Here is a 22,412-nt window from a genome sequence, read left to right as displayed (position 1 = left end):
GTGGCGGCCCGACCATCGCTTGACCTGTCGCTGCTCAATGCAGCGAGCACCCGAACGCCGTTATACATCGCGATGGCGACAATTCAACCTCGGAGGAGTGATCGGTCACCGATGTCTGTTCTGGGTGGTCAATAGCAGACATCACGATTAGGCAATTTGCCAAAGCGCCAGGAGCGGACAAGAAAACAATAGGCGCGGCTTGCGATTTGAGGGAGCGCACCTGTCACATACGCTCCCTTGGCTTTGCCTCTGTCGGGACCAAGCCTCGATCCGAGGTGACCTACTGACCTTCGCGGTGCTTGACCATCTCTTCGATCTTCTTCTTCACCGATTCGAGATTGAAGGAAGCCGGGTCCTGCATGGGTGGATAATCGATTGCCGTCAGGGCTAGCTTCCCGACATACTCCTGAACCAGGACGAAGCGCCAGAACTCACGGGCGAAAAAGTCGTTGCCATAGCCGAATGCTCCGGCGTTTGACGACTCGCCGCGAATGAACGGCGTCCGCTCGAACGGATCCTGACGAATGTTGACCATCGAGGGCATGTCGGTGGTGGTTTTCTCGCCCGGCCAGCCCCAAGGCTGCTGATAGAACTGGAACTTGAAGTTGTCGATGCGGACAGCACCAAGCTGCGCGCCACCGAAGTAGAATATCTCATGACGCTTGGATGGGCCTTTTCCGGTGAGCAGATCCATCTGATTGTAGCCGTCCAGATGGTTCTTGTAGGTCCGCTCGCCGAGCTTCACGCCCTTTAACAGTTGCTCGCCGATATTGGGATTGCCCGCCGCGGCCACCAGGGTGGGGAACCAGTCCAACCCGGACATGATTTGGTTCTCGACGGTCCCCGGCTTGATCACCCCCGGCCAGCGGATGATGCACGGAACGCGGAAGCCACCTTCGCCAACGGTGCCCTTGGTATTCTTGAACGGAGTCATGCCGCCATCCGGCCAGGTGAACACCTCCGCGCCATTGTCCGTGGTGAAGATGACGATGGTGTTGTTAGTCTCACCGATGTCGTCGAGATGCTTCAGCAGGGCACCAATGCTGTCATCCATCTGCGTCATACCGGCTTCCTCGAGACCGTAGTTCGTCTCGCTGTTCTGCATCGCGCTGTACTTCTTCGAGAGGAACGTCCAGACGTGCATGCGCGTGGTATTGTGCCAGACGAAGAACGGCTTGCCGTCCCGCTTGGCCTTGTCCATGAAGTCACTGGAAGACTTGACCAACACTTCGTCGAAGGTCGTCATGTCATACTTCGCCTTCAGGAAAGGCAAATCGTGCATGTTGGGCACGTTCGACATATCCGGGAACGGCGGCAACGGACCTTCATCGATGATCTTTTGCTTGCCGACTTTGCCCCAGCGCGGCATCTCGGTCGGATCGTCGGTATCGGTCGCATAGCTATGGATCAGGCTGCGCGGGCCGTTCTTGTTGTAATAGTCCTGGTTGGCGGGGAACGAGTACCAGTACGGATCGGACATCGCGTCGAGGTGGTACAGATATCCGAAGAACTCGTCGAATCCGTGCACGGTAGGGAGATATTTGTTCAAGTCGCCGAGGTGGTTCTTGCCGAACTGCCCGGTGGCATAGCCCTGTGCCTTCAGGGCGGTGGCGAGCGTCGCAGCCTCAGCCGGGATCCCCACATCGGCACCTGCTTGGCCTACGGTCGTCAGTCCGGTGCGGATCGGCAACTCGCCGGTGATGAAGTTCGCCCGACCTGCCGTACAACTTGCTTCGGCGTAATAATCCGTGAATATCATGCCCTCAGATGCCAGCTTGTCGAGGTTCGGCGTCTTGCCCGACATGATCCCGCGATGGTAGGCGCCGATGTTGAACCAACCAACGTCATCGCCCATGATGACAACGATGTTTGGACGCTTTCCGTCAGTTGCGGGAGCTCCCGGTTGCTGCTGCGCTTGGGCCGGGCTTGTGAGCCCGACAGCCGAAAGCGCGGAAGCGGCGACGAGAGAAGTACCGCTCAATAACAAATCGCGACGTTTCAATCCTGCGCTGGTCGGCTCGGCGCTCTTGGAGTTTTTAGGAATGTCGTCGTTGCTCATGGCGTGATCCGCTCCTTTGACAGACGCTGAGGGCGTACAGAATCGGAGCGGCGCACACTTCAGGGTTGATCCAGATCAAAGGATGTCCGAGTCGAGTCAAAAGCAGCGGTGGATGAACGCGGAGTTCGCCTCGCTTCTTTTGCAAGGCTCAGAATTGGGATAACCGGCGGCGATGTCCGGTTGTGGCCGATTCTGTTGAAAAAGTCGAAAATAGTACCAGCGCAAAATCTTGCTGAAATCAGTTCGGGGCGAACTCTGGCAAGAAAAGCCTTCGCGGCAAAGCTAGGAAGATCGTAGAGCGATCCAGTATAGATTGACGTGGTCCCCCGTATCCAGCGGCGTCGACCGCATCAGTAGCCCCTAAAAAATAGGCATTCGCGCCACATAGGACTTTTTCAACAGAATCGACCCAAAGCGGACACGGCGGGCCACTATTTGCTGCCACCGCTCCGAGGCTATGTTAAGATATTATTTTTGGTCCCAAGCTTACGGCGGCCACCATGTCAGAAGTCCGGCCCCAGCTTTTCATTACGCTAGTGCATGGAACGTGGCCACGCGGCTTCTTTCCGAGACTCTTCCGGTTCAAACAATGGGTGCGCGGGCTGATGGGGCGACGGCAACCTTGGGAGCCACCCCCATTTTGGTTTGAGGAAGGCAGTCCGTTTTTGACCCGTCTCAGCACCGAACTCCACGACATCCCGCACAAAATTACGCGCCTACTTTGGACCGGTGAAAACTCGATCCGTATAAGAGACGAGACCGCGCAAGTCCTCGCGAAACGGCTATCGGCTAAACACGCTGAACATCCGCAGGCTACTCAACTCATCATCGCGCACAGTCACGGAGGCAATATCGCACTCCGTGCCCTGCACCTTTTGCACCAGCCTGACGGCTCACGGTTATGCGAGGCAGACGGGCCGCCCCCCCTTGTTGTAACGCTGGCTACTCCGTTTATTGAAGCTCACCATGCCGATTTCGGTGACGAACCTAGTTGGGTAAGAGCCGCCGTCTTCATAGCCCTTTGGACACCACCATGGGTATTGGCGAAATCACTCTTCCCAATGGACGAGTTTGGCAAACCTTTGCTCATAGCCGGAGCGGTTACTCTTGTTTTCGGTGGGTTTAGTTGGTGGTATGGGCTCTCCAAAAGAGCTACTCGACGACGACAGAACCACGTCGAAGTGCTGCGAACCGCTACCCGATTGGGCGAAATACTGTCAGCCCAAGCTCAACGGTTGCTCATAATCAGAGCGATTGACGACGAAGCGTCCCTCGGATTGGCTTTTGGCACGATTGTTAATTCTTTCATAACAAGGGCGATAAGGTACATACGTTGGATTATATTCGGACCCATTTCAGCAATACTGTTGTCGGTCTTTGTAATACGGTACTTCAAGCTATCATTCGAAGACGTAGACATGTTGAAAAAACAAGATTGGTATGAAGGCGCCATACAGGTAGCATGTTCTGCTTTAATCCTTTTTCTATTTGGTCTGCTCTCGGTAGCGCGATCAGCACATGGCCGAGAACTCGCTCGAAGTCCCATGGAGTGTCAAATCAATACTCAGTCCGCACCCGACGCCAAGGGTCTATCAGAGATAATCACCTTGGTCCGGCACACATACGTTAAAGAGTTGCGCCATGGCATTTACGACCACGAGGACTGTGCTAAGGCGATTTCAGTTTGGGTACGCTCGCGGCTTTGTGCTCTGCCTCCGAGATAGGAGACTGGGGTGATGCCCCTGGGCGGGGGAAACTACGGGGGTTCTCCCAGAGACGCGCGATGTACGCCAGGAGGGTTGTCAGCATCGTTGTCATGAAGACAAACCCAAATGCGCGGCCCATGATGGCGTCGTCGGCGGTTTCCATTTCTTGCCGTAAAAACGTTCTCGGGTTCGAAATTAGCTGAAACAAAGTGCTTAGGTAGCGCGGCGCAGCTTTGACGGCCCAGCTCAAGATGACGGAAATATCCAAATCCGCCTCCTTCAGAAAAACAACAGAGTACGAGTACATCTTCAAGCTGTATGTGCGGTCACCTCTCCTATCGCACCACACACGTCCTATACTCGGGCGTCGCTGTTTCACGGGCGGCGGTTCCGTCTAAAGGCATTGGGTCCCAAACTGGAAGGAAACGGCCCTTCCGGAGTTCGGGGGCGGGCGCCTTTTACATCGGCTGCGGCTCGCAAAAGTAGGCCAAAATGGCCATTTTGTCAATAAAATCATGTATTTAGCTTGATTTTTCGCTTGAAACACGGTTTTTTCGATGCTACATTGAGAGCGACTAGTGATGTTGCGTCGCGTCATTTTCGGCGAACCGCACACAGCTGATGATTTCAGCGATTACAACATTCCGTGCACCGCCCCGTAGACCGTCTGCGAGGCCTAGCGATGGGGAATAAACAGACCGGCCCGAGGCGGCTCCGCCGGTCAAGAAACGCTCCCACGACCTCCGTACATCCCGAACCCCTCGACCACGCCGTTGCGCTGGTGGACACGATCTGCCGACTGGCCGGTGCGGACGGCCTGATCGGGCCAGAGACCGGTCGGCTTCAACAAGCAATCCTAGATCGGGATACGCCCTACCTCTTCGAGCATCTGGTGGGATCGTTTTCCCTGCAGGGTATCAGCGACCGTGCCGCCCTGACCTACATGGAGAACCATGACCGCATCTCTTGGCAGGATCTGCAGCGAGCGACCAGCCGACCACCAGCCTGCCCCAAGCTGAGCGGTTACTGGACCTTCTGCGGGTGCGGATATCGGAAAGCCGCCCGGACTTGCGCTGAGCCTGCAGTTCTCCCGAAATGTTCGGTGCCTCGCCCTGCCCTTCGGAATGGGCGCCTAAACCAAATGACGTACTCACTGTTCTTTTTCATCCGCGATGTCACGGATGGAAAGCTCGTCGATTGGATAGATCGGTCGCTTGCCCAAGCAAATCTGAGTACAGCGAATAATCGCGCCTATCGAATGCGGCATGCCTTGATCGAGCGCTCCGCAATATTTACGGCGTGTCAGACAAGGTTCTCAACATGACTCTGGCCGACATATTGTTGGCGGCTCCGACAAGCAAGCCTCTGTGGCGGGAGACCGGCTTTAGCATGATCGCCATCGACACACTGGTGCATAACTTTCTGAGTCGAACAGGTATCACTCACCGGCTGGGGCACGAGCACTCATATGGGAGCGCCTGCTATTCGACAAACGGTTGCGCCGATATCGTTAGAAGAATCGCACGACGGATCGACGCCAAGCAATTCAACGTCGCCTACCCTAAGAATTTCGGCAGGTTCGTGGGGCACGCAATCTGGCGATATTGCGCCCAGTCGGAACTGAATGTCTGTAACGGCAACAACATCGATGACGGATTCCGATGTCAAAATGGGAATTGCGCATTGTTTCGGCGCTGCGACCGCGCGCCCCTCCGCGGTCAGTCTGCCGAAGACTGAGAAGGGCAACAATTTGAGTTGAGTAACAGTACATCACACTAACTTTGAAGGCCCGCAGTGGGCCTTTTTTGATTCCAGGAGACACCAATGTCAAAGAAGCCGACCAAATCGAAAACGCCGAAGCCCGCGACATCGAAAACACCGCGTCCTCAAACCCGGACCGTTATTATGTTCGGTTTAGATAAGGAACGAAAGCCCCATGCCGCGCGCTTCTCGGGAGAGAACGATGGGCTGTTGGCCAAGGCAGCGGCCGCCATGGGTATGCGGCTCGCCGTACCGATCACCAAGAAGCAGCTCGAAGTCGTGAGTAAACTAGCTGTCGGCAAAATTCATGCAACGGGCAACAGTCTTGTGCCGATAGTCGATCAAGCAGTCTATGATCAGATCAACTCATTAGTAGGCGGCGAGCCAGGGGTAACCGCTGCGTCGCTGCCAAAGTCGGCGGCGCAGCTCGCGCCTGGTCATCTAGTTATCGCTCAGGCCACTGTTGAAGATGGCTGGTGGCCTGCTGTCATCGTCAAACGAAGCAGCGATGCCGTGACGCTAAAGTGGCGTGACTTTCCCAGTGAGCCTGAGATTGTCCGGCCGATCAGCGCACTGGCATTACTCAATACTGACTGAAAGTTTCCTTCCGCGATATCACCCGGCTCAGGTTGTCAACACGGCCTGAGCCATTTGTTTGACAACAGACCAACAGGACATCAGGGATTGGGCGGTAAACAGGAAGTGATACGGTACTTGAATGATGAAATGCGGCGCAATCTCACAGGCGGTGGCGCGTTCATGACAGTTGGCGTGGCAGCTCTAGGGCCAGATATCGCTGAGCGAGTTCTCGACGCCATAATGCTGTACGATAATTTCTGCATGGACACCGACCCATACGGAGAGGGGGACTTTGGCACGGTCAAAATCGAAGGACAGGCCATTTTTTGGAAGATCGAGTATTTTTCGAAAGACATGACTGAGGGATCGTCCGACCCGGCAGATCCCTCCGTTACCCAGCGAGTTCTTACAATCATGCTGGCTGAAGAATATTGATGCTCCACAATCGTGACCATCCGATGCAGTGCTGATGGTAGACCGCAGTCGTTCCGTCCATCCCTTTTTCCTTGGCGTTCTGAAATCATGTTAGGGAGCGTCTGGTCCGCGAAATGAAGTTACATGCGGGCCCTAAATCCATTTTTCGCAAACTCATTCTCCGGAGGTGATCTATGATACGCCTGCTGATCGCATACATTAGCGTCTTGGTATTGCTCATTCCCTCCTCGGCGCTCGCGCAGTCTCTACCCGAGACAGTAGCCTACCTATTCAGTGGAGGAATGGTCGATCCAAGGGACATGAAGTTGATCGATGACAGGACCATCCAAGTACCAAGTTATTTTGCTGCCATGCAAATTATGCCCGTGATGACGATCAAAATCACCGATAGAGAGAGTTGCACGGTGCGTGCAAGCCAGACCGATGGCCGCGGCCCAGGCGAGATCGAGCTATATTTCAACAAGGTCGATCCGGAGCAGACCCAGGAAAGGCCCGCTGGGTTGTTGCCCATGCGCCTTGTCGATCTGAAAGGTAACGACCCCATCATGTGCTACCTTATCGTTGGCCTGAGAACGAATTGTCAACGTACCTGGGACACGAACGTAAACGAGAAAGATTTGACGAGGTACTACGCTGCAGTGAGGCATCTTTACGCAAACTACTGCCGACCGGCTAAGCGGTAGTGTCGCATCCTCGCCAGCTTCGCACCGATCTATTGCGAACAAATCTTATCAAGAGCTGTGGCTTCAAAACATTTTAGCATAGCGCAGTTCTTCGCCTCGACCGCCGCCTAGATGATCGCTGCCGACACTAATTTAGAGCATCTCAACTTTGGAGGTGCTTATGAAATCATCAGTAAGGTCATTGGGGCCATCGACCCGAAAGATTGTCGCCTGGATTAAAAAGGTACGGAGGGCAGCTGAAAAGGCGGCAAGCAGAAAAGACCGGTTCGCGGATTATAGATACCTGCGATCTGTTTTGCGCGCATACTGCTACTTTGACGACAACGATCTGCTGTCCCATCTGATGGAAGTCGCTCCCAGTACACTGCTCACGTCGGTACGCGTGAAAGCGCACCCGCTACGGATTATTATAGATGCCAGCTGCATTCAGCCGGATTTGAAAAAGCGGAGCCGTTGGACCCGAGCTCTGGAGGCGGCTGTCGGAGAACAGATTGACCCCAACGACCTATTGCGCTTCTTTCGAGCTCACAATGGGATCGCGGGATGTGCGGATCTCGCCAGCAAAACCGGTCGAAAGCGTGCCCGACCGGCTATCAAGAAACGTCCTGCGAGTAAGATTTTCCGTCAGGCTATGTCCAACGGACGGTTTGCGACAATAACGCAGTCACCACTTACCGAGACTAGGTAATGTGGGCTGCTTTTATGTTCGGCCAGAGGCAGCCGCCTTCGGCTGCCTCGCCGATACCGCCCTAAGGGCGACGAAACAAAACATTACGACAGATTTAGGAAGCAGCGTGACGAGAGTGACGCCTTTTTCTGCCTTGCAAATGACAGTAATCATAGTGATCGGTTTTCTCTCTTAACTTAAAAAGAAAATCGTCACTCTCGTCACTCTTCGACGAACACTGCTGTTATTGGCAAGGGGCAACGAAAATCGTTACCATCCAAGCCCGGGCAGAGATAGTCGAGTTACCACCCTGCCCGGCTCTCTTACCTAGCCTTGAGACCCAAGACGGTCTGACCTCGATTCCGCTTCTTCATCAGAAAGCCTAGGGAGATCAAGTTGCGCGCTACTGAGCCAGATTGCTGGATACGAGTGTATCCCTTTGCCTGCGACCAAGCGGTGTAAGCCGCATAGAAATCGCTCAGCAGGTAGCTCGCGGAAGGTTCACGAGTACAGCATTCTTCGATGAACGCGGGCAATGGATTTGCCTCGGCGAGCCAAACGTGTGCGGCGGCGCTCACGGCCTTGGGGTACTTAAAGCGCATTCCTCTGCCAAGCACACGCTGCAGCCCCTTGATCGCTCGATTGAGGACGCCAGACATCTCGTCCTTCCAAATGGTCGGGAAGAGCTCGTCATCTTTCTCTTCCTCGGTAAAGGTCCGATCAAATGGGATCACCATCAACCGCCTACGCATTCCGTGCGACACGTCGGCAAGAGACGGGACATTGTTGCAGAGCAGGACCGGCAGAGACCTGATCGTAAAGTTGAATTGCGGCCCGTGCTTGTGCTCGCCAGTCACTGTCTTGGCCTCGCTGATTTTCTTTAGCTGGCCATCCGGCAAGCGGATGCCCGCCTTGACGTCGTCGTCCAGCAGGAGCAGCTTGCCAAGGAGATTGCCTAGGGCGAATTGGTTTTCCAGACTCTCGATTCTTTGCGCCGATACCAGATTATCGCCGAGGAGTTTCAGAGCTGTCTGCATCAGAACGGTTTTGCCGTTACTGCCGCCACCTTTGAGGATTATGACCGCGCCAATCTCCCGCCGATGCTGAATCATGTAACCGACAACTTCATTCCAATGGCGCACCATTCCCCTGGAGGCTGGCTCGGCTCGGGAGAATATTTCTCTGAGCGCCTTGTCGTACTGTGGACACTTGGCGGACGGATCGTAGTTCACGTTCAAGCAATGCCGAAGGTACGACGATGCCTGATGCTTGCGAAGTTCGACGCCGCCGTCGGCGTCGATCCATAGCTCGCCATTCAAACAATTGATCACTGGAAGCGGCTCTTTGACGAAGCGCAGCCGGTCATCGTTAACGGCGCGGCTCGCTTTCAACAGGGTGGCCACCTGACCAATGATTGCCGAAGTAACTGCTCCGCCACGGTCCGGCATTGCCTGAATCGCGGCTAGCGTTCGACCACGTAGCCAACTCTCCTGCGCTGGCTCCCAATACCGGCCATTGTACATCCAGAAGCGTTCGTCTGCGCAGCGGATGAGGTGGTCGCCACCTCCGAACTCATTGTCGAGCATGATCTTCATCACGCGCTCGGCCAAGTCGGCTTGATCTTTGCCAACAGGGTATCCCGCGATGCTTCGTGCTATCCTTTCGACCTCTTCCTTTCGGAGAGGAGGAGCCAGATTCTTGTTTTCTGCCCGCAGGGCGGCAAGCAACGCAGCTTCCGAGAACCCGCCCCTCCGCAACTTGCCAGCCATCGCGGTCAAGCGGCTGTTTCTAGTCCCGATGTCGGTGCCGTCCTTGGTTTCGACATCTGCGCTGTTTTCCTGAGCATTGAATGACCAGTTTAGAAGCCATTTGGGAGCTTTCGCGATCTCGATATCATCCAAAGCGCGCCCTGAGAGAAACCTGTAAACCTTGCCTGATCGGTGGACGCTGCCGGGAGCAACCACATAGCCGCCATCGCCCCTGATATCGACGCCTTTGCCGAGGCGACCAGCCGAGTTGCCGACCGGCTTGTTGCCTAGCCGCAAGTAGTATTGCAGTCCCTTCCCCGTCTTGACCTTTGGTGTTTTCGGCAGTCTGCCATATGTCTTGACCAGTTCGGCGAGTGACTCTTTGCCTTCCTGACCATCCACATCGACAACAACAAGGTTCGAGATTCTGCCGGTTGCAATTCCGATGTTCGCATCGGGATTTGCGATCCACCATTTTTTTATCGTCTTGCGGTCGGTGGATGCATCCTTAAGGCCGCGCGATGTAATCGGATGCTTGCCAGGGCTCGAACAGTCAGCACCCTTCCGACACGTACATTGGCCGTCGCGGATGGTATAGATGGGTATGATGTGAAACCCGCTAGAAGCATAACGAAGCGCCCGCTTCACTAGCGGAATGGGACGATGATTGGCCTTTTCAGAGGACATAGTTGGCCTCCGACTGCTCAGCCGGAAGGATGCAGAGCACCTCAACCGCAAAGCGTGACCGCGCAACTGAAGGTGCATCAGCCCACGTGAGTTTTAGCTGAGACGCGGCATTCCAAGCTGCGACAAGGTCTTGAAACGCCTTGCCTGGATCGCGCCTATTTAAAAAGTCTGGTATGCCTTCGACATCGTTCGTCGACGGACTGCTCGGGGTGGCCAGAACGAGTTCCGAGCTCCCTGTATCGATCTCGGCGGCTTCGTCTTTAGCTGATTGGGGCCTTCGCTTTTTTTGCTTTACAATTTTCGAGGCAATCTTCAGCTGCTCCCCAGCAGTCTTCCCTTCCGCGATCTTGAGGAGTGCAGATTGCTTTGCGTGAAGGCCAAGCTCGCGTGCCGTTGCTTTCGCTTCAGGTGAGATACCGACGATAGCTTCAGCCCGCCTGATCTGCTTCGCGGACACGCCCGTCTGGCGTGATGCTTCACTTATGCCGCGGTCGTTCGGCTGTTGACCACCTGCAGGGTGGGCAACTTGCCCAGCCTGGTCTCGAATTGCTTGCAGCCACTCAATTAGCAATTCGGCACGATCTAGTGGGCACAGTTCCAAGCGGTGGAGGTTCTCGGATATTGCGACCAAGCGATTGTCCGCTTTGTTCGAGTCAAATGTGATTGCATTGATGTGCGCCCAACCCAATCGGCGCGCCGCTTCGAGCCTGTGCTGGCCAGCGATGAGGACCAGCTTCGAAGTCCCCGCGGCCAAAGAGATCGGCGTCGTCAGACCGATGCGCCCGATTGAGGCTTGCAAATCGAGGACGTGGTTCTCGTCAAGCTCGCGGTACGAACCGGAGTAAGCGATATCAGCGATAGGGACCGACAGAAACTTGCTAGCGCCGAACAATGTGCGGGGTGTCACAGGATTGGCGATGGGTCCCGAATCGACTGGAAGAACGGGCTTAGATACAGGCTTGCCGAGTGTTGGCCATTTAGGTGAAGATAGGCTTTTCATTGCTGAGGTTTTCCGTTTGGGTGAACGCGGAGGGTTCTCCGCGAGCGAACACAGTGTCCGCACCAGACGGCGTAGCGGATGGCTGCCGGAATATTATCCTGAGGCACGCTCAGGTTAGTTGTACGGCACCGGGAGAATGACAGATCGTGAAATACAACATCCAGGAAGCTGTTGATTTTATCACGGACAAGGAGAAGCCGGACGCGCTCCGTGCCATTAAGCTCTTTGCGCTAATCTTCGCGCTTCATGCAGGAAAGTCAGAGGCCAAAATAACGGGACACGCAGCCTCTGAGCAGGAAAATAGCCTTATCATCAACGTTAGCATCAGGCTTATGCGGGATGCTGAGTTGCTAGCAGCTATGAAGTTTCTGGATCATCTCGAAACCGAATGGCTGGCCTCCCATAGCGGCCAACAACCCACCATCCAGGAAATGGCAAAAATTTGCGAATATAGCCAATTGTACAACGAGATGATCTTGCGGCATGGAGGGTGGAAAAGGATTCGATACTTTGATGGACTCCGAGACCTTGAGGCCAGAATAGAAGACTTCAAGCCCAAGGCTAAGGACGTTTCGCGCATCATCGAATTCTCTGCTCGATTTGCATCAAACCCAAAGAAGTCGAGGCAGAAGGGTGGGGTGACAATGGGGATTCACATCCTTTCCACGAAAAGTGGCAGAGACTACTTCTTTACACGCACGAAAAAATCGCAATTAGAGGTGAACTGGGCTCGCCTAAAGGCCGCTGCCCCTTTTCACTATCTCCTTTATGTTGAAAAGCATCCATTCGTTCTGAACGCCATCGCGGGAAAGAACTTTGCAAGAAAGTGGCTTAGAAGGGTCCAGGATCGCAACCGACTTTTGGAATTTTTTGCCGCTTACAACACCGTTGCCGCCCAACTCAGGCCGAGACAATATTTCTATTCTCCCCTCCGGCTTCCGGAAGATATAGTTTCAACCATTGCTTTTAAGCCCATTGATGCTCGTGAAGGGGCAAAGGTCCTGGCAGTCATTGACCGCTATAGAAGGTGACAACGCCCCTCAACTACCCTGATCTTTGATCAGGACAATTCTTTTCGCCTGATCCGCTATCCGCATTATCGGAACGGAGAGATCGCGCAGCGCGACTCGCTCGTGGATGGTTCGGATCAAGAGGAAATGAGCGAGAATGAAGCGCGCATCGCACCTCGGCTCCTCACATTGAAGGAAGCCGCCAGGTATTGCGGAATCAGCGTTCCCGTTTTCCTCAGAATCTGCACGACGAAAGCAATCGCGCTTGGCCCGGGACCTCGGCTGCGTCGTTTCGACCGCCAGAGTTTAGATGAGTGGATCGACCAACTGAAAAATACGCCTGCTTCGAGAGATTGGTTAGCCGAAATGGATCGCACCAATGAGCGTACTCAGAATTAAGGGCCTAAAACGATATCGTGTGAAAGGGCGTTGGTATGCTTACCATAGGAAGTCCGGCACGCGGCTCAAGTTCGAGTTCGGCACTGCAGAGTTTGTCGAGGAATTGGCAAACTTAGAAAGCAAGCTCCGAAAAGCAGAGGCTCTGCCGGGTACGCTCGGAAAGCTCTTCGCTTCATACAAAGCGTCTTCAGCCTACGCCGACCTCGCTTCGACGACCAAGCAAGGCTATTTGCGAATGATGAATCTTCTGAGGCCACTGGACGAGATGCCTCTCATCGAGCTTACCCCACAATTCATCGCTGGGCTTCGGGATCGCATTTCGGAGAAACACGGCCGGAGGCAAGCGAACTACGTGATGGCAGTCGTGTCTGTTGCATGTGAGCACGGCAAGGAGCACGGCATCGTTCGCGATAATCCGGTCAAGGGCGTGAAGCGGGTTAGACGCTCGCGGAGCGCACCTGCAGCCAACAGACCTTGGACCGTCGAGGAATGCAGAACTGTCCTGACCGAACTGCCATACCAGTTGAGAGTACCTGTGGCGCTGGCGATGTTCACTGGTCTTCGAAAAGGTGACGTACTGGCCCTCAAGAAGAGCGCAATCCGGGACGGCAGGATTTGGCGGAAAACAAATAAGACCGGCCAGGAAGTGTCGATTCCAATTCACCCAGACCTCGCTCACATCCTGGCTGTGTCTCCGCATCACAATGCGATCACCATTGCTGCCACTACGAGCGCCACGCCATGGACCGAGAGCGGTTTTAATTCGAGTTTCATCAAGGCGATGGCTGCGCTGAAAAAGGTAGGGAAAATCGGCCAGGGCCTCACGTTCCACGGCCTGCGTCACACGGTCGGCACGCTTCTCATTGAAGCAGGTTACGATATCGACACGGTCCGACGTTGGCTTGGCCAGAAGACGCTCGCGATGGCGATCCACTACTCCCACTCAGCGGATACCTCGGAAAAAATGCGGGAGGTGGTCGGTCGGCTCGACCCTTTGGGAAGCAAAACGCGAACGTAAGTGTCTAACCAGCCATGGAAAGTGTCTAACGAGGCGCTTATCGGGGAGGTAACCCCTTGAAATCATGGTGCCCAGGGGCGGAATCGAACCACCGACACTGCGATTTTCAGTCGCATGCTCTACCAACTGAGCTACCTGGGCGTGCTCCAAAGAGGGGCCAAGGCCCATCGAGCGGGCGGTTTATAGTGGGCTAGGAGCGGCATGTCCACCCGGCTTCGCCAAGTGGCTTCGCCGGGCGCGGCCCGGCTGTGCACAAGGTGGGGCGGGCTTGCTGCGGCTGGTGCGCGGCGAATCGGAGGTCGAAATAAGCAATTGATATTATTAATTATTCTTCGCCATCCGCCTCGTCGTCGCGGCCGGGGATGACGTAGGAGCCTTTCAGCCAGCGGTTCAGGTCGACGTCGCGGCAGCGCGAGGAGCAGAACGGGCGGGTGGCTTCCGACTGCGGCTTGCCGCAGATCGGGCAGGTTTTGAGCGGGCCGGCGGGCTTTTTGACGTGGTCGTCCATGATGTCGGCAGCTTACTCGGGGTGAAGGCGTTCAAGAGCCTGTCGGCAAAGCGGTTCCTCGGGCGGTCGCGCAGGCGTCGCGGGCCGGGTCCGGCGGAGCCATTCTACTGTGCATGGGGTTGTTTTCGAGATTTTTGTCGGCGCGCTAGATGGCCGTGGCGTTGAGCCAGCCGAAGCGGATCGGAAAACCTTCGCCGCCGAGCAGCGTCGTGGTCTCGTAGAGCGGCAGGCCGACGACGTTGCTGTAAGACCCCACCATCTTGACCACGAAGGAGCCGGCGATGCCCTGCACGGCGTAACCGCCGGCTTTACCGCGCCATTCGCCGGAGCCGATATAGGCCTGGATGTCGTCCTCGGAGAGGCGCTTGAAGCGGACACGGGTCTCGACCAGGCGCTGGCGGAAGGCCTCGCGCGGCGTCACCAGGCAGATCGCGGTGTAGACGCGGTGGTTACGGCCCGACAAGAGCCGCAGGCACTGCGCGGCCTCGTCCACCAGATTGGCCTTGGGCAGGATGCGGCGGCCGACCGCCACAACCGTGTCGGCTGAGAGGATGAAGGCGCCGCGCAGCTCGTCGTCGAGCTGCACCGATTTCAGCGCCGCATCGGCCTTGGCCCTTGCGAGACGGTTGGCGCAGGCCCGCGGCAGCTCGCCCCGCTTCGGCGTCTCGTCGACGTCGGCCGGCCGGAGCGCGTCCGGCTCGATGCCGGCCTGGTTGAGCAGCGACAGGCGCCGCGGCGAACCGGAGGCAAGTACGAATTTGGGGCGGCCGAGCATCAGGTGATTTGGGGGATGAAGCAGGGGGTGAATTGCGCGCGGAACCTATCGGAAGGGGGCTGATTTCACAACCCGGGAACCCGGACTTTACTGATTCGAGGCGTCCAACATGCGTGTGCCCTCGGTCTGTGACGCGGGTGTTACGGCTAACCGCTCGCCGCGCCGACCTTCGCAAAACGCCTACGGATGCGCATCAGGAGCTGGTCGCAGACCTCGCGGTAGGCGGCGAGCTTCTGGTCGCGGCTGCCTTCGATGGTGGTGGGATCCTGCGTCGGCCAGTATTCGACGTCGGCGGCGAGCGTGCGGGTCAGCTCCAGCGCCTTGTGGTGCGCTTCGGGCGAGAGCGTGATGATGAGGTCGAAATTCAGCCCCTCCCAATCCTCCAGCTCCTCGAAGGTCTGCGGCTTGTGGGCGGAGATGTCCTGCCCCAGTTCGTCCATCACGGCGACCACGAAGGGATCGAGCTCGCCTTTTCTGGCGCCGGCCGACTTCACGTAGAGGCCCTGCGGAAACATGTGCCGGAGCAGGCTCTCGGCCATCGGCGAGCGCACGCTGTTCATCGCGCAGGCGAACAGCACCGATTGCGGATCGCGTGCGCGTGGCGGACCCGCCATCGCGCCTAGCCTCTTTTGAAAGAGGGCATGGCCTTGTCGGAAAACCGCTGCACATTTTTCCGGGCCATTAAGCCGTTTGTCTCGCGCATGATCTGGTCCGAAAACCGGTGCCCACTTTTCGGGATCATGCGCCTAACCCTTCCAGTGCAGGACGGTGATGAGCGTGAACAGCCGGCGCGAGGTCTCGAAGTCGACCCGCACCTTGCCCTTCAGCCGCTCCTGGAGCGTGCGTGATCCCTCGTCATGGATGCCGCGGCGGCCCATGTCGATGGCCTCGATCTTGTCCGGCGTAGCTGTCCGGATCGCCTGATAGTAGCTGTCGCAGATCATGAAATAGTCCTTCACGATCCGCCGGAACGGCGTCAGCGACAACAGATGCGCGACCACGGGCGTGCCTTCCTCGCGGCGAATGTCGAACATCAGCCGGCTGCCGGTGATGCCGATATGCAGCGTGAACGGCCCCTTCCCGTCGGCGCCATCGGGCGCGAACAAATTCTGCTCGATCAGATCGTAGATCGCGATCGCGCGCTCATGCTCGATGTCGGGCCCGGAACGGCCGATCGAGTCCTCGTCGAGGGTGACCGCGACGATGCGATTGGTCGAGTCGTCCTGTTCGGGCGGCTGGGTCATGACAGATTGAGGCGCAATCCAATCGAGCGCGAATGAGCGTCCAGCCCTTCCGCTTGTCCGAGCGTCATCGCGGCAGGTCCGAGCGCACGCAGCTGGTCCGGGCCGCATTTCAGGATCGAGGTGCGCTTCATGAAGTCGGCAACTCCGAGCCCCGAGGAGAACCGCGCCGAGCGCGCCGTCGGCAGCACGTGGTTGGAGCCGCCGACATAGTCGCCGATGGCCTCGGGCGTATGCGCGCCGAGGAACACCGCGCCGGCGTTGCGGATCTTTGCGGCAAGCGCGTCGGGATCATCGGTCATGATCTCGAGATGCTCGGCCGCGATCGCATCCGCGAGCGGAATGGCGTCGGCAAGATTCTTGACCATGATGATGGCGCCGAAATCGGCCCAGGAGGCGCCGGCAATTGCTGTGCGCGGCAATGTCTTCAGCTGCGCTTCGACGGCCTTTTCGACATCGGCGGCGAGGCGCGCGGAATCCGTGATCAGGATCGATTGCGCGCTGGCATCATGCTCGGCCTGCGCCAGCAGATCAGCGGCGATCCAGTCGGCATTGCCGGTGTCGTCGGCAATCACCAGCACCTCGGAGGGACCGGCGATCATGTCGATACCGACCTTGCCGAACACCAAGCGTTTTGCGGCGGCGACATAGGCGTTGCCGGGGCCGACGATCTTGGCCACCGGCGCGATCGTCGCGGTGCCGTGCGCGAGCGCCGCCACGGCCTGCGCGCCGCCAACGCGGTAGATCTCGCTGACGCCGCCAAGCGAAGCGGCCGCCAGCACCAGCGGATTGAGCTTGCCGTCCGGTGACGGCACCACCATGACGAGGCGCGCGACGCCGGCGACCTTCGCGGGCACGGCATTCATCAGCACCGAGGAGGGATAGGCCGCGGTGCCGCCGGGCACATAGAGGCCCGCGGATTCGATGGCGGTATAGCGCCAGCCGAGCTCCACGCCGAGCGGATCGGTGAAGCGCTCGTCCTTCGGAAGCTGGCGGCGGTGGTAGGTCTCGATGCGGTCGCGCGCAAGCTTGAGCGCATCCAGCGTCGCGGCATCGCAGGCCTTCACGGCCGTCTCGATCTCGGCGACGGTGACGCGCAGGCCGGATGCATCCAGCTTCAGCCGGTCGAACTTTGCCGTGGCCTCGAGCAGGGCCGCATCGCCCCGCCTGGCGACGTCGTCGACGATGGTGCGCACGGCGGCCTCGACGTCGGCCGAGACCTCGCGCTTGGCGGCGAGGAAGGCCGCGAATCGCTGGTCAAAATCGGCGCTGCTGCGGTCGAGACGAACGGGCATTTTTGGCTTGGCTTCCGGCTGGTCTTTGGGGCGGATTGGCTCACCGACCCCCTGCTCAATGGCGCGGCGGGGAAGCTGCGTCAACCCTCGGGAGATGCCGTTCCGGCAGCGGCCCGACCTGGTGTGACTGGTATACCGGCCAACTCACCCCTCCTCCTCGATGCCCAGTCCGGCCCCGAGCTCGTCCGCCCCCAGATCGGTCAATTCGCATTCCAGGCATTCGACGTCGAGGCGGATGGCGCCGCCATGGGCGAACAGCAGCAGCGCGCTGCCGCCGGGCTCCTCGTCGCGGCCGTCCTGGGAGTGAAACTCGATGCCGACGAGGTCCAGAACCTCGTCCGGCGCGCCGAGGTCGATGTTGCGTGACTTGCAGGCGAGCACGCGGTCGAAGCGGAGCGCGGCGACCAGCCGGCGGGGTTCGGTCTCGCCGTCCAGCGACTGCTCCCAGTCCAGCCGGCTCATCCCGACCACCAGCCGCTTCTCGCTTTGCCGCCAGATGATGTCGGCGGCCTGGACGCGGGCGTCCTGCACATGGGTCGAGATCACGGCGAGATCGTCGGCGTCGAGCGCGATCAGTTTAAGCTGGGGAGACATCGCCGGCATTTCTCCTCGGGGGACCGATAAGGCTCAACGCGCGCGGCCGCGGAAATTTCCGTGAAACTAACGGGCCAGCCAGCTAGAGGCTATTGATATCCTCCATCTCCAGCACCTTCCGCGGATACCCCTCCCGGGCGACACGAATCATGGCGCGGCCCATCTGCTCGGTCGAGGTGACGAGCCGCGGCGAGATCCGGCGCAGCGCCGACCAGAGCGGCCCGGTTGCGGCATACACGGCCTGCACCCAGGCGGTCTTGGAGCGGGCGCCGTGCAGGGGCTGGATCGCCCCTGGACGGAACATGTAGGCGCCCCGGAACGGCAGCTTGAGCAGATCGTTTTCGGTCTTGCCCTTGATCCGCGCCCACATCCGCGATCCCTGCTCGGTGGAATCGGTGCCGGCGCCGGTGACGTAGACAAACGTCATCTGCGGATTGAGCTTCGCGAGCGTCGTCGCTGCCGCGAGCGTGAGATCGTAGGTGAGATGGCGATAGCGATCCTCGCTCATGCCGATCGAAGAGACGCCGAGGCAGAAGAAGCAGGCATCAAAGCCCGTGAGCTGCGCTTCGATCGCCGAGTAGTCGGTGAAATCGCCGTGCGTGATTTCGGTGAGCTTGGCATTGCGGACGCCGGTCGGACTGCGGCCGACCACGAGCACGCGGTCGATGCCGGTGTCGATCAGGCATTCGCGCAATACGCCCTGCCCGACCATGCCGGTCGCGCCGAAGATGATGACTTGCATCGTGACGTCCCCACCCGGCCCGCGGCTCATGCGGCGACCGCGATCTCGTCGAAGGATACACCGGTCAACGTCGCCGAGACATCCCACAGCATGGCGGCCGCGGCGAAATCCTTCGCCTGCGGCATGATCTTCGCCGGCGCGGGCGGCCCCTTCAATTCGTAGAACCAGTTCGGACCGTAATAGCCACCGGGCTCTGCAGCCGGCGAGGTCGCCGCGAACAGCGTGGGCAGCGCGCCTTCGGCTGCGGAGTGGCTGATGAAAGGCTGGAGCCAACGGCTGACACGCGACTGGAAGGTGTCGGCGCCCGGCCCGTTCGGAATGAGATCGGTCCGCGCGTAGCCGGGATGGGCAGCAAGGCTCGTCAGGCCCCAGCCGGCGGCGAGGCTGTGGCGCTGCAGCTCCAGCGAAAACATCAGCATCGCCAGCTTGGACTGGCAATAGGCGCGCCAGGGACGATAGGAACGCTTGCTTTGCAGATCGTCGAAATTGATCGCGCCGGAGCGGTGCGCGAGGCTCGACAGATTGACGATGCGCGGCGCTTTCGCGCGGCGAAGCTGCGGCAACAGCTGTGCCGTCAGCGCGTAATGGCCGAGATAGTTGGTGCCGAGCTGCATCTCGAAACCATCCTCCGTCTGCTGCCGCTTCGGCAGCGCCATCACGCCGGCATTGTTGATCAGGAGATCGAGCTGCTCGTTGCTGGCGGCAAAACGCCTGGTAAAATCGGCGACGGAGGCGAGACTGGCGAGATCGAGATGCTCGTAGGCGATCAATGCGTTGGGAAACCGCTCGCAAATGCCCTCGATCGCCCGCAGGCCCTTTGCGTCGTTGCGTCCGGTGAGTATGACAATGGCACCGGCGCCCGCCAGCGCCATCGCCGTCTCGTAGCCGAGGCCGCCCGTCGCCCCGGTCACGACGGCGGTCTTGCCGCTGAGGGAGGGGATGTCTGCCGTGCTCCAGTCGGTCATGCCGTATCTCCGTTCGGGGCTGGAATGAGGCCCGCGACCGGTCTAAATGTGCACTGGGTGCAAGTTTGCAAGAGGTGAAATAATTTGAAGGCTTCAAAGCCCGGCGGGAAATCGGTCAGGACAGGCGCCAAGCCATTGCCGGCAGGAGCAAAATCCCCTGACGGCCCCGGCCTGCGCCAGCGCAAATTGCAAGAGACCCGCGAGCGGCTGACCCGCGCGGCGATGGCGCTGTTCCTGGAGCGCGGCTTCGAGGCCACGACCATCGACGACATCGCAACCGCGGCGGACGTGTCACGCCGCAGCTTTTTTCACTACTTCGCGTCGAAAGAGGACGTGGTCGCCGCCTGGCAGGAGGGCGCAGCAAGCGCGCTGGTCGCAGAGGTCGTGGCGCGGCCAGCGGGCGAAACCATGCTGACGGCGGCGGAGAATGCGATCGCGGCGGCGGTCAGGCGGATCGACCCGGCGGAAGCGGCGGCGATGTCGCGGCTCAAGCGCGACAATCCCGCGCTTCACGCGCGCGACCAGCTCAAATACGAGAAGCTCGAGCGCGCACTGGCCGAAGGGCTTTCGCAGCGTGCCAAAACCAAATCGGACAGATTGAAGGCACGGCTCGTCGCCATGATCGCCACCGGCGCGATGCGCGTCGGCGGCGAAAACTGGATCGGCGAAGATGTGCGGGAGAAACCGGAGGTTTTCGTGAAGCGCACGTTCGATGCGATCAGGGCGATCTTGAAGTGACGCTCTTCCCCTCTCCCCTTGTGGGAGAGGGTGGCTCGCCGCGTAGCGGCGAGACGGGTGAGGGGTTGTCTCCGCGCGTGAACTCTTGCAGTTCGACTCGTTGAAGCAGACCCCTCATCCGGCGCTTCGCGCCACCTTCTCCCACAAGGGGAGAAGGAAGACTCCCTCACGCCTTGAAGAACGCGAGCAGGTCCGCGTTGATGGTTTCGGCGTGCGTGGTCGGCATGCCGTGCGGGAAGCCCTTGTAGGTCTTGAGCGTGCCGTTCTTCAGCAGCTTGGCCGACAGCGGGCCGGAATCGGCGTAGGGAACGATCTGGTCGTCGTCGCCGTGCATCACCAGCACGGGCACGCTGATCTTCTTCAGGTCCTCGGTGAAATCGGTCTGCGAGAACGCGACGATGCCGTCGTAATGCGCCTTCGCGCCGCCCATCATGCCCTGGCGCCACCAGTTCTGGATCACCGCTTCCGACGGCTTTGCGCCGGGACGGTTGTAGCCGTAGAAAGGACCGGAAGCGAGGTCGCGGTAGAAGCCGGTGCGGCTGGCGGCGAGCTGCTTCTGGAGATCGTCGAACACGCTCTTCGGCAGGCCGCCCGGATTGGCCGCCGTCTGCACCATCAGCGGCGGCACGGCGGAGAGGATCGCAGCCTTCGCCACCCGGCTCTCGCCGTGACGCGCGATGTAGTGCACGACCTCGCCGCCGCCGGTGGAGTGGCCGACATGGATGGCGTTCTTGAGGTCGAGATGCGCGGTCACCGCCGCGAGATCGTCGGCATAGTGATCCATGTCGTGGCCGTCGGCGACCTGCGAGGAGCGGCCGTGGCCGCGGCGGTCATGGGCGATGACGCGGTAGCCGTGATTGGCGAAGAATATCATCTGCGTGTCCCAGTCGTCGGCCGACAGCGGCCAGCCATGGCTGAACACGATCGGCTGGCCCGAGCCCCAATCCTTGAAAAAGATCTCGACGCCGTCCTTGGTGGTGATGGTGGGCATGAATGGCTCCTTCAGTGAAAATCAATCCGGGGCTCGCAAAACGCGAGCCGGCGATCCGGAGATGGTCGGGCGATGTCACGAGGTCGATGCCGCGCACCGACCGTGAACGTGCGATCAGGCAAACGTCATCGGCTTGTAGCGGCGCCAGGCGCCGATGGTCAGCACCACGAAGAACACCAGCACGATGCCCTGCACCACGGCGAAGACGGGGCCTCCCGGCGGATTCGGCGGCACGGCAGGCGCGAGCGCGGCGAGCGCCGGCACCTTCAGGAACGACTGGATCACCAGCACGAAGACGTTGAAATAGAGCGAGATCATCGCGGTCACGATGTAGACGGGACGCCAGACCCCTTTGAGCTTCATTCCGTAGAGCGCGAGGCAGGCGATCGCGAGCAGCACCAGCGAGATGCCGGCGATGATGTACGAGGGCAGCAGCTCCTTGAACGGAAACAGGAAGCCGGTGACGCTGGTGAGGATCGTGAACAGCAGGAAGATCGCGGTGAGGCCCGGCATCGACTTCGACCCGAGCAGACCGAACATCACGATCAGGCCGGCGACGATGCCGATCAGGCTGATGATGACATGGACCAACGTGAAGGCGGGCAGGCTCAACCCAAGAACCACGGCATCTCTCCTACTCTCTGCATTGAGATCAGGTGATTGATATTACGGTCCTCATCGGATGGCTACATACGCGATGTCACAGACTCGTGCGGAGCCATGCGCCGTCGTGCGAATCGACAAACGCACGACCGAATTTTTTGCAGTGCTGTCACAAACGAGAGCAGTTTGTAGCCCGGATGGGGCGAAG

20 protein-coding genes and 1 tRNA gene are annotated in these 22,412 nt (G+C 58.8%); 7 read left to right on the top strand and 14 right to left on the bottom strand.

What is annotated here, in order from left to right:
• Positions 1-280 precede the first annotated feature (280 nt).
• A complete protein-coding gene (locus AB7535_RS41560; RefSeq protein WP_439037181.1) occupies positions 281-2,059 on the bottom strand; it encodes an arylsulfatase in 1,779 nt (592 codons plus the stop codon).
• Between the two features lie 3,530 nt (positions 2,060-5,589).
• On the opposite strand from AB7535_RS41560, the gene AB7535_RS41555 reads away from it, so the two are divergent.
• From AB7535_RS41555 to AB7535_RS41545, 3 genes are all read left to right on the top strand, one after another.
• A complete protein-coding gene (locus AB7535_RS41555; protein ID WP_439037180.1) occupies positions 5,590-6,123 on the top strand; it encodes a hypothetical protein in 534 nt (177 codons plus the stop codon).
• 117 nt (positions 6,124-6,240) lie between these two features.
• Positions 6,241-6,540, top strand: a complete 300-nt coding sequence (locus AB7535_RS41550) for a DUF3768 domain-containing protein (protein WP_439037179.1) — start codon at positions 6,241-6,243, stop codon at positions 6,538-6,540.
• Between the two features lie 173 nt (positions 6,541-6,713).
• Complete coding sequence (locus AB7535_RS41545; RefSeq protein WP_439037178.1) at positions 6,714-7,223, top strand: hypothetical protein; 510 nt, start codon at positions 6,714-6,716, stop codon at positions 7,221-7,223.
• 990 nt (positions 7,224-8,213) lie between these two features.
• Here the strand turns inward: AB7535_RS41545 and AB7535_RS41540 are convergent.
• Together AB7535_RS41540 and AB7535_RS41535 are read right to left on the bottom strand one after the other, a co-directional pair.
• Positions 8,214-10,325, bottom strand: a complete 2,112-nt coding sequence (locus tag AB7535_RS41540) for a phage/plasmid primase, P4 family (RefSeq protein WP_439037177.1) — start codon at positions 10,323-10,325, stop codon at positions 8,214-8,216.
• A complete protein-coding gene (locus AB7535_RS41535; protein WP_439037176.1) occupies positions 10,315-11,325 on the bottom strand; it encodes a ParB/RepB/Spo0J family partition protein in 1,011 nt (336 codons plus the stop codon). The genes AB7535_RS41540 and AB7535_RS41535 overlap by 11 nt, the downstream gene beginning before the upstream one ends.
• Positions 11,326-11,471: 146 nt before the next feature.
• Here AB7535_RS41535 and AB7535_RS41530 point away from each other — a divergent pair, with 146 nt between their 5' ends.
• From AB7535_RS41530 to AB7535_RS41520, 3 genes are all read left to right on the top strand, one after another.
• Positions 11,472-12,356, top strand: a complete 885-nt coding sequence (locus tag AB7535_RS41530; RefSeq protein ID WP_439037175.1) for a hypothetical protein — start codon at positions 11,472-11,474, stop codon at positions 12,354-12,356.
• 126 nt (positions 12,357-12,482) lie between these two features.
• Positions 12,483-12,734, top strand: coding sequence for a helix-turn-helix domain-containing protein (locus AB7535_RS41525; RefSeq protein WP_439037174.1), 252 nt, complete (start codon positions 12,483-12,485; stop codon positions 12,732-12,734).
• Positions 12,715-13,752, top strand: coding sequence for a tyrosine-type recombinase/integrase (locus AB7535_RS41520; RefSeq protein WP_439037173.1), 1,038 nt, complete (start codon positions 12,715-12,717; stop codon positions 13,750-13,752). The genes AB7535_RS41525 and AB7535_RS41520 overlap by 20 nt, the downstream gene beginning before the upstream one ends.
• A 65-nt stretch (positions 13,753-13,817) precedes the next feature.
• On the opposite strand, the gene AB7535_RS41515 is transcribed toward AB7535_RS41520, so the two are convergent.
• From AB7535_RS41515 to AB7535_RS41475, 9 genes are all read right to left on the bottom strand, one after another.
• Positions 13,818-13,893: transfer RNA gene (locus tag AB7535_RS41515), tRNA-Phe, on the bottom strand.
• Positions 13,894-14,077: 184 nt separating this feature from the next.
• Positions 14,078-14,260, bottom strand: a complete 183-nt coding sequence (gene yacG / locus AB7535_RS41510; protein WP_028151429.1) for a DNA gyrase inhibitor YacG — start codon at positions 14,258-14,260, stop codon at positions 14,078-14,080.
• Between the two features lie 145 nt (positions 14,261-14,405).
• The gene (locus AB7535_RS41505) at positions 14,406-15,035 is read right to left on the bottom strand and encodes a Maf-like protein (RefSeq protein ID WP_028151428.1); all 630 of its coding nucleotides are present in this window, start codon (positions 15,033-15,035) and stop codon (positions 14,406-14,408) included.
• A gap of 146 nt (positions 15,036-15,181) precedes the next feature.
• Positions 15,182-15,649: an arsenate-mycothiol transferase ArsC gene (locus AB7535_RS41500; RefSeq protein ID WP_063985873.1), complete on the bottom strand. Its 468-nt coding sequence runs from the start codon at positions 15,647-15,649 to the stop codon at positions 15,182-15,184.
• Between the two features lie 132 nt (positions 15,650-15,781).
• Positions 15,782-16,279: a UPF0262 family protein gene (locus tag AB7535_RS41495; RefSeq protein ID WP_071909262.1), complete on the bottom strand. Its 498-nt coding sequence runs from the start codon at positions 16,277-16,279 to the stop codon at positions 15,782-15,784.
• Positions 16,276-17,571 carry a histidinol dehydrogenase gene (hisD, locus tag AB7535_RS41490; RefSeq protein WP_354114072.1) on the bottom strand — a complete coding sequence of 432 codons (1,296 nt, stop codon included), beginning with the start codon at positions 17,569-17,571 and terminating at the stop codon, positions 16,276-16,278. Before hisD ends, AB7535_RS41495 begins: the two co-directional genes overlap by 4 nt.
• A gap of 144 nt (positions 17,572-17,715) precedes the next feature.
• Positions 17,716-18,165 (bottom strand): DUF2948 family protein, encoded by a 450-nt coding sequence (locus AB7535_RS41485; protein WP_354114071.1) that lies wholly within the window; start codon positions 18,163-18,165, stop codon positions 17,716-17,718.
• A gap of 82 nt (positions 18,166-18,247) precedes the next feature.
• Positions 18,248-18,907, bottom strand: coding sequence for an NAD(P)H-binding protein (locus tag AB7535_RS41480; RefSeq protein ID WP_028151423.1), 660 nt, complete (start codon positions 18,905-18,907; stop codon positions 18,248-18,250).
• Between the two features lie 26 nt (positions 18,908-18,933).
• Positions 18,934-19,872, bottom strand: coding sequence for an SDR family oxidoreductase (locus tag AB7535_RS41475; protein WP_354114070.1), 939 nt, complete (start codon positions 19,870-19,872; stop codon positions 18,934-18,936).
• An 84-nt stretch (positions 19,873-19,956) separates the two neighbouring features.
• On the opposite strand from AB7535_RS41475, the gene AB7535_RS41470 reads away from it, so the two are divergent.
• The gene (locus tag AB7535_RS41470) at positions 19,957-20,610 is read left to right on the top strand and encodes a TetR/AcrR family transcriptional regulator (RefSeq protein WP_166348559.1); all 654 of its coding nucleotides are present in this window, start codon (positions 19,957-19,959) and stop codon (positions 20,608-20,610) included.
• Between the two features lie 166 nt (positions 20,611-20,776).
• On the opposite strand, the gene AB7535_RS41465 is transcribed toward AB7535_RS41470, so the two are convergent.
• A complete protein-coding gene (locus AB7535_RS41465) occupies positions 20,777-21,601 on the bottom strand; it encodes an alpha/beta fold hydrolase (protein WP_028151420.1) in 825 nt (274 codons plus the stop codon).
• Positions 21,602-21,715: 114 nt separating this feature from the next.
• Complete coding sequence (locus tag AB7535_RS41460) at positions 21,716-22,225, bottom strand: hypothetical protein (protein ID WP_354114069.1); 510 nt, start codon at positions 22,223-22,225, stop codon at positions 21,716-21,718.
• Positions 22,226-22,412 lie beyond the last annotated feature (187 nt).

The sequence above is a fragment of the Bradyrhizobium sp. 956_D2_N1_4 genome, assembly GCF_052076025.1.
Taxonomy (GTDB): Bacteria; Pseudomonadota; Alphaproteobacteria; order Rhizobiales; family Xanthobacteraceae; genus Bradyrhizobium; species Bradyrhizobium barranii.
Note: the sequence above shows the minus strand (reverse complement) of the source record. Positions and strands in the feature narration are given on the sequence as shown.

What these genes read in the sequence shown, in the direction of transcription:
- AB7535_RS41525 (WP_439037174.1), top strand. Translation starts at nt 12,483, where the DNA reads ATGAGCGAGAATGAAGCGCGCATCGCACCTCGGCTCCTCACATTGAAG.
- AB7535_RS41520 (WP_439037173.1), top strand. Translation starts at nt 12,715, where the DNA reads ATGAGCGTACTCAGAATTAAGGGCCTAAAACGATATCGTGTGAAAGGG.
- AB7535_RS41495 (WP_071909262.1), bottom strand. Translation starts at nt 16,279, where the DNA reads ATGACCCAGCCGCCCGAACAGGACGACTCGACCAATCGCATCGTCGCG.
- AB7535_RS41560 (WP_439037181.1), bottom strand. Translation starts at nt 2,059, where the DNA reads ATGAGCAACGACGACATTCCTAAAAACTCCAAGAGCGCCGAGCCGACC.
- AB7535_RS41480 (WP_028151423.1), bottom strand. Translation starts at nt 18,907, where the DNA reads ATGCAAGTCATCATCTTCGGCGCGACCGGCATGGTCGGGCAGGGCGTA.
- AB7535_RS41555 (WP_439037180.1), top strand. Translation starts at nt 5,590, where the DNA reads ATGTCAAAGAAGCCGACCAAATCGAAAACGCCGAAGCCCGCGACATCG.
- AB7535_RS41505 (WP_028151428.1), bottom strand. Translation starts at nt 15,035, where the DNA reads ATGCTCGGCCGCCCCAAATTCGTACTTGCCTCCGGTTCGCCGCGGCGC.
- AB7535_RS41475 (WP_354114070.1), bottom strand. Translation starts at nt 19,872, where the DNA reads ATGACCGACTGGAGCACGGCAGACATCCCCTCCCTCAGCGGCAAGACC.
- AB7535_RS41485 (WP_354114071.1), bottom strand. Translation starts at nt 18,165, where the DNA reads ATGTCTCCCCAGCTTAAACTGATCGCGCTCGACGCCGACGATCTCGCC.
- AB7535_RS41535 (WP_439037176.1), bottom strand. Translation starts at nt 11,325, where the DNA reads ATGAAAAGCCTATCTTCACCTAAATGGCCAACACTCGGCAAGCCTGTA.
- AB7535_RS41545 (WP_439037178.1), top strand. Translation starts at nt 6,714, where the DNA reads ATGATACGCCTGCTGATCGCATACATTAGCGTCTTGGTATTGCTCATT.
- yacG (WP_028151429.1), bottom strand. Translation starts at nt 14,260, where the DNA reads ATGGACGACCACGTCAAAAAGCCCGCCGGCCCGCTCAAAACCTGCCCG.
- AB7535_RS41465 (WP_028151420.1), bottom strand. Translation starts at nt 21,601, where the DNA reads ATGCCCACCATCACCACCAAGGACGGCGTCGAGATCTTTTTCAAGGAT.
- AB7535_RS41500 (WP_063985873.1), bottom strand. Translation starts at nt 15,649, where the DNA reads ATGGCGGGTCCGCCACGCGCACGCGATCCGCAATCGGTGCTGTTCGCC.
- AB7535_RS41540 (WP_439037177.1), bottom strand. Translation starts at nt 10,325, where the DNA reads ATGTCCTCTGAAAAGGCCAATCATCGTCCCATTCCGCTAGTGAAGCGG.
- hisD (WP_354114072.1), bottom strand. Translation starts at nt 17,571, where the DNA reads ATGCCCGTTCGTCTCGACCGCAGCAGCGCCGATTTTGACCAGCGATTC.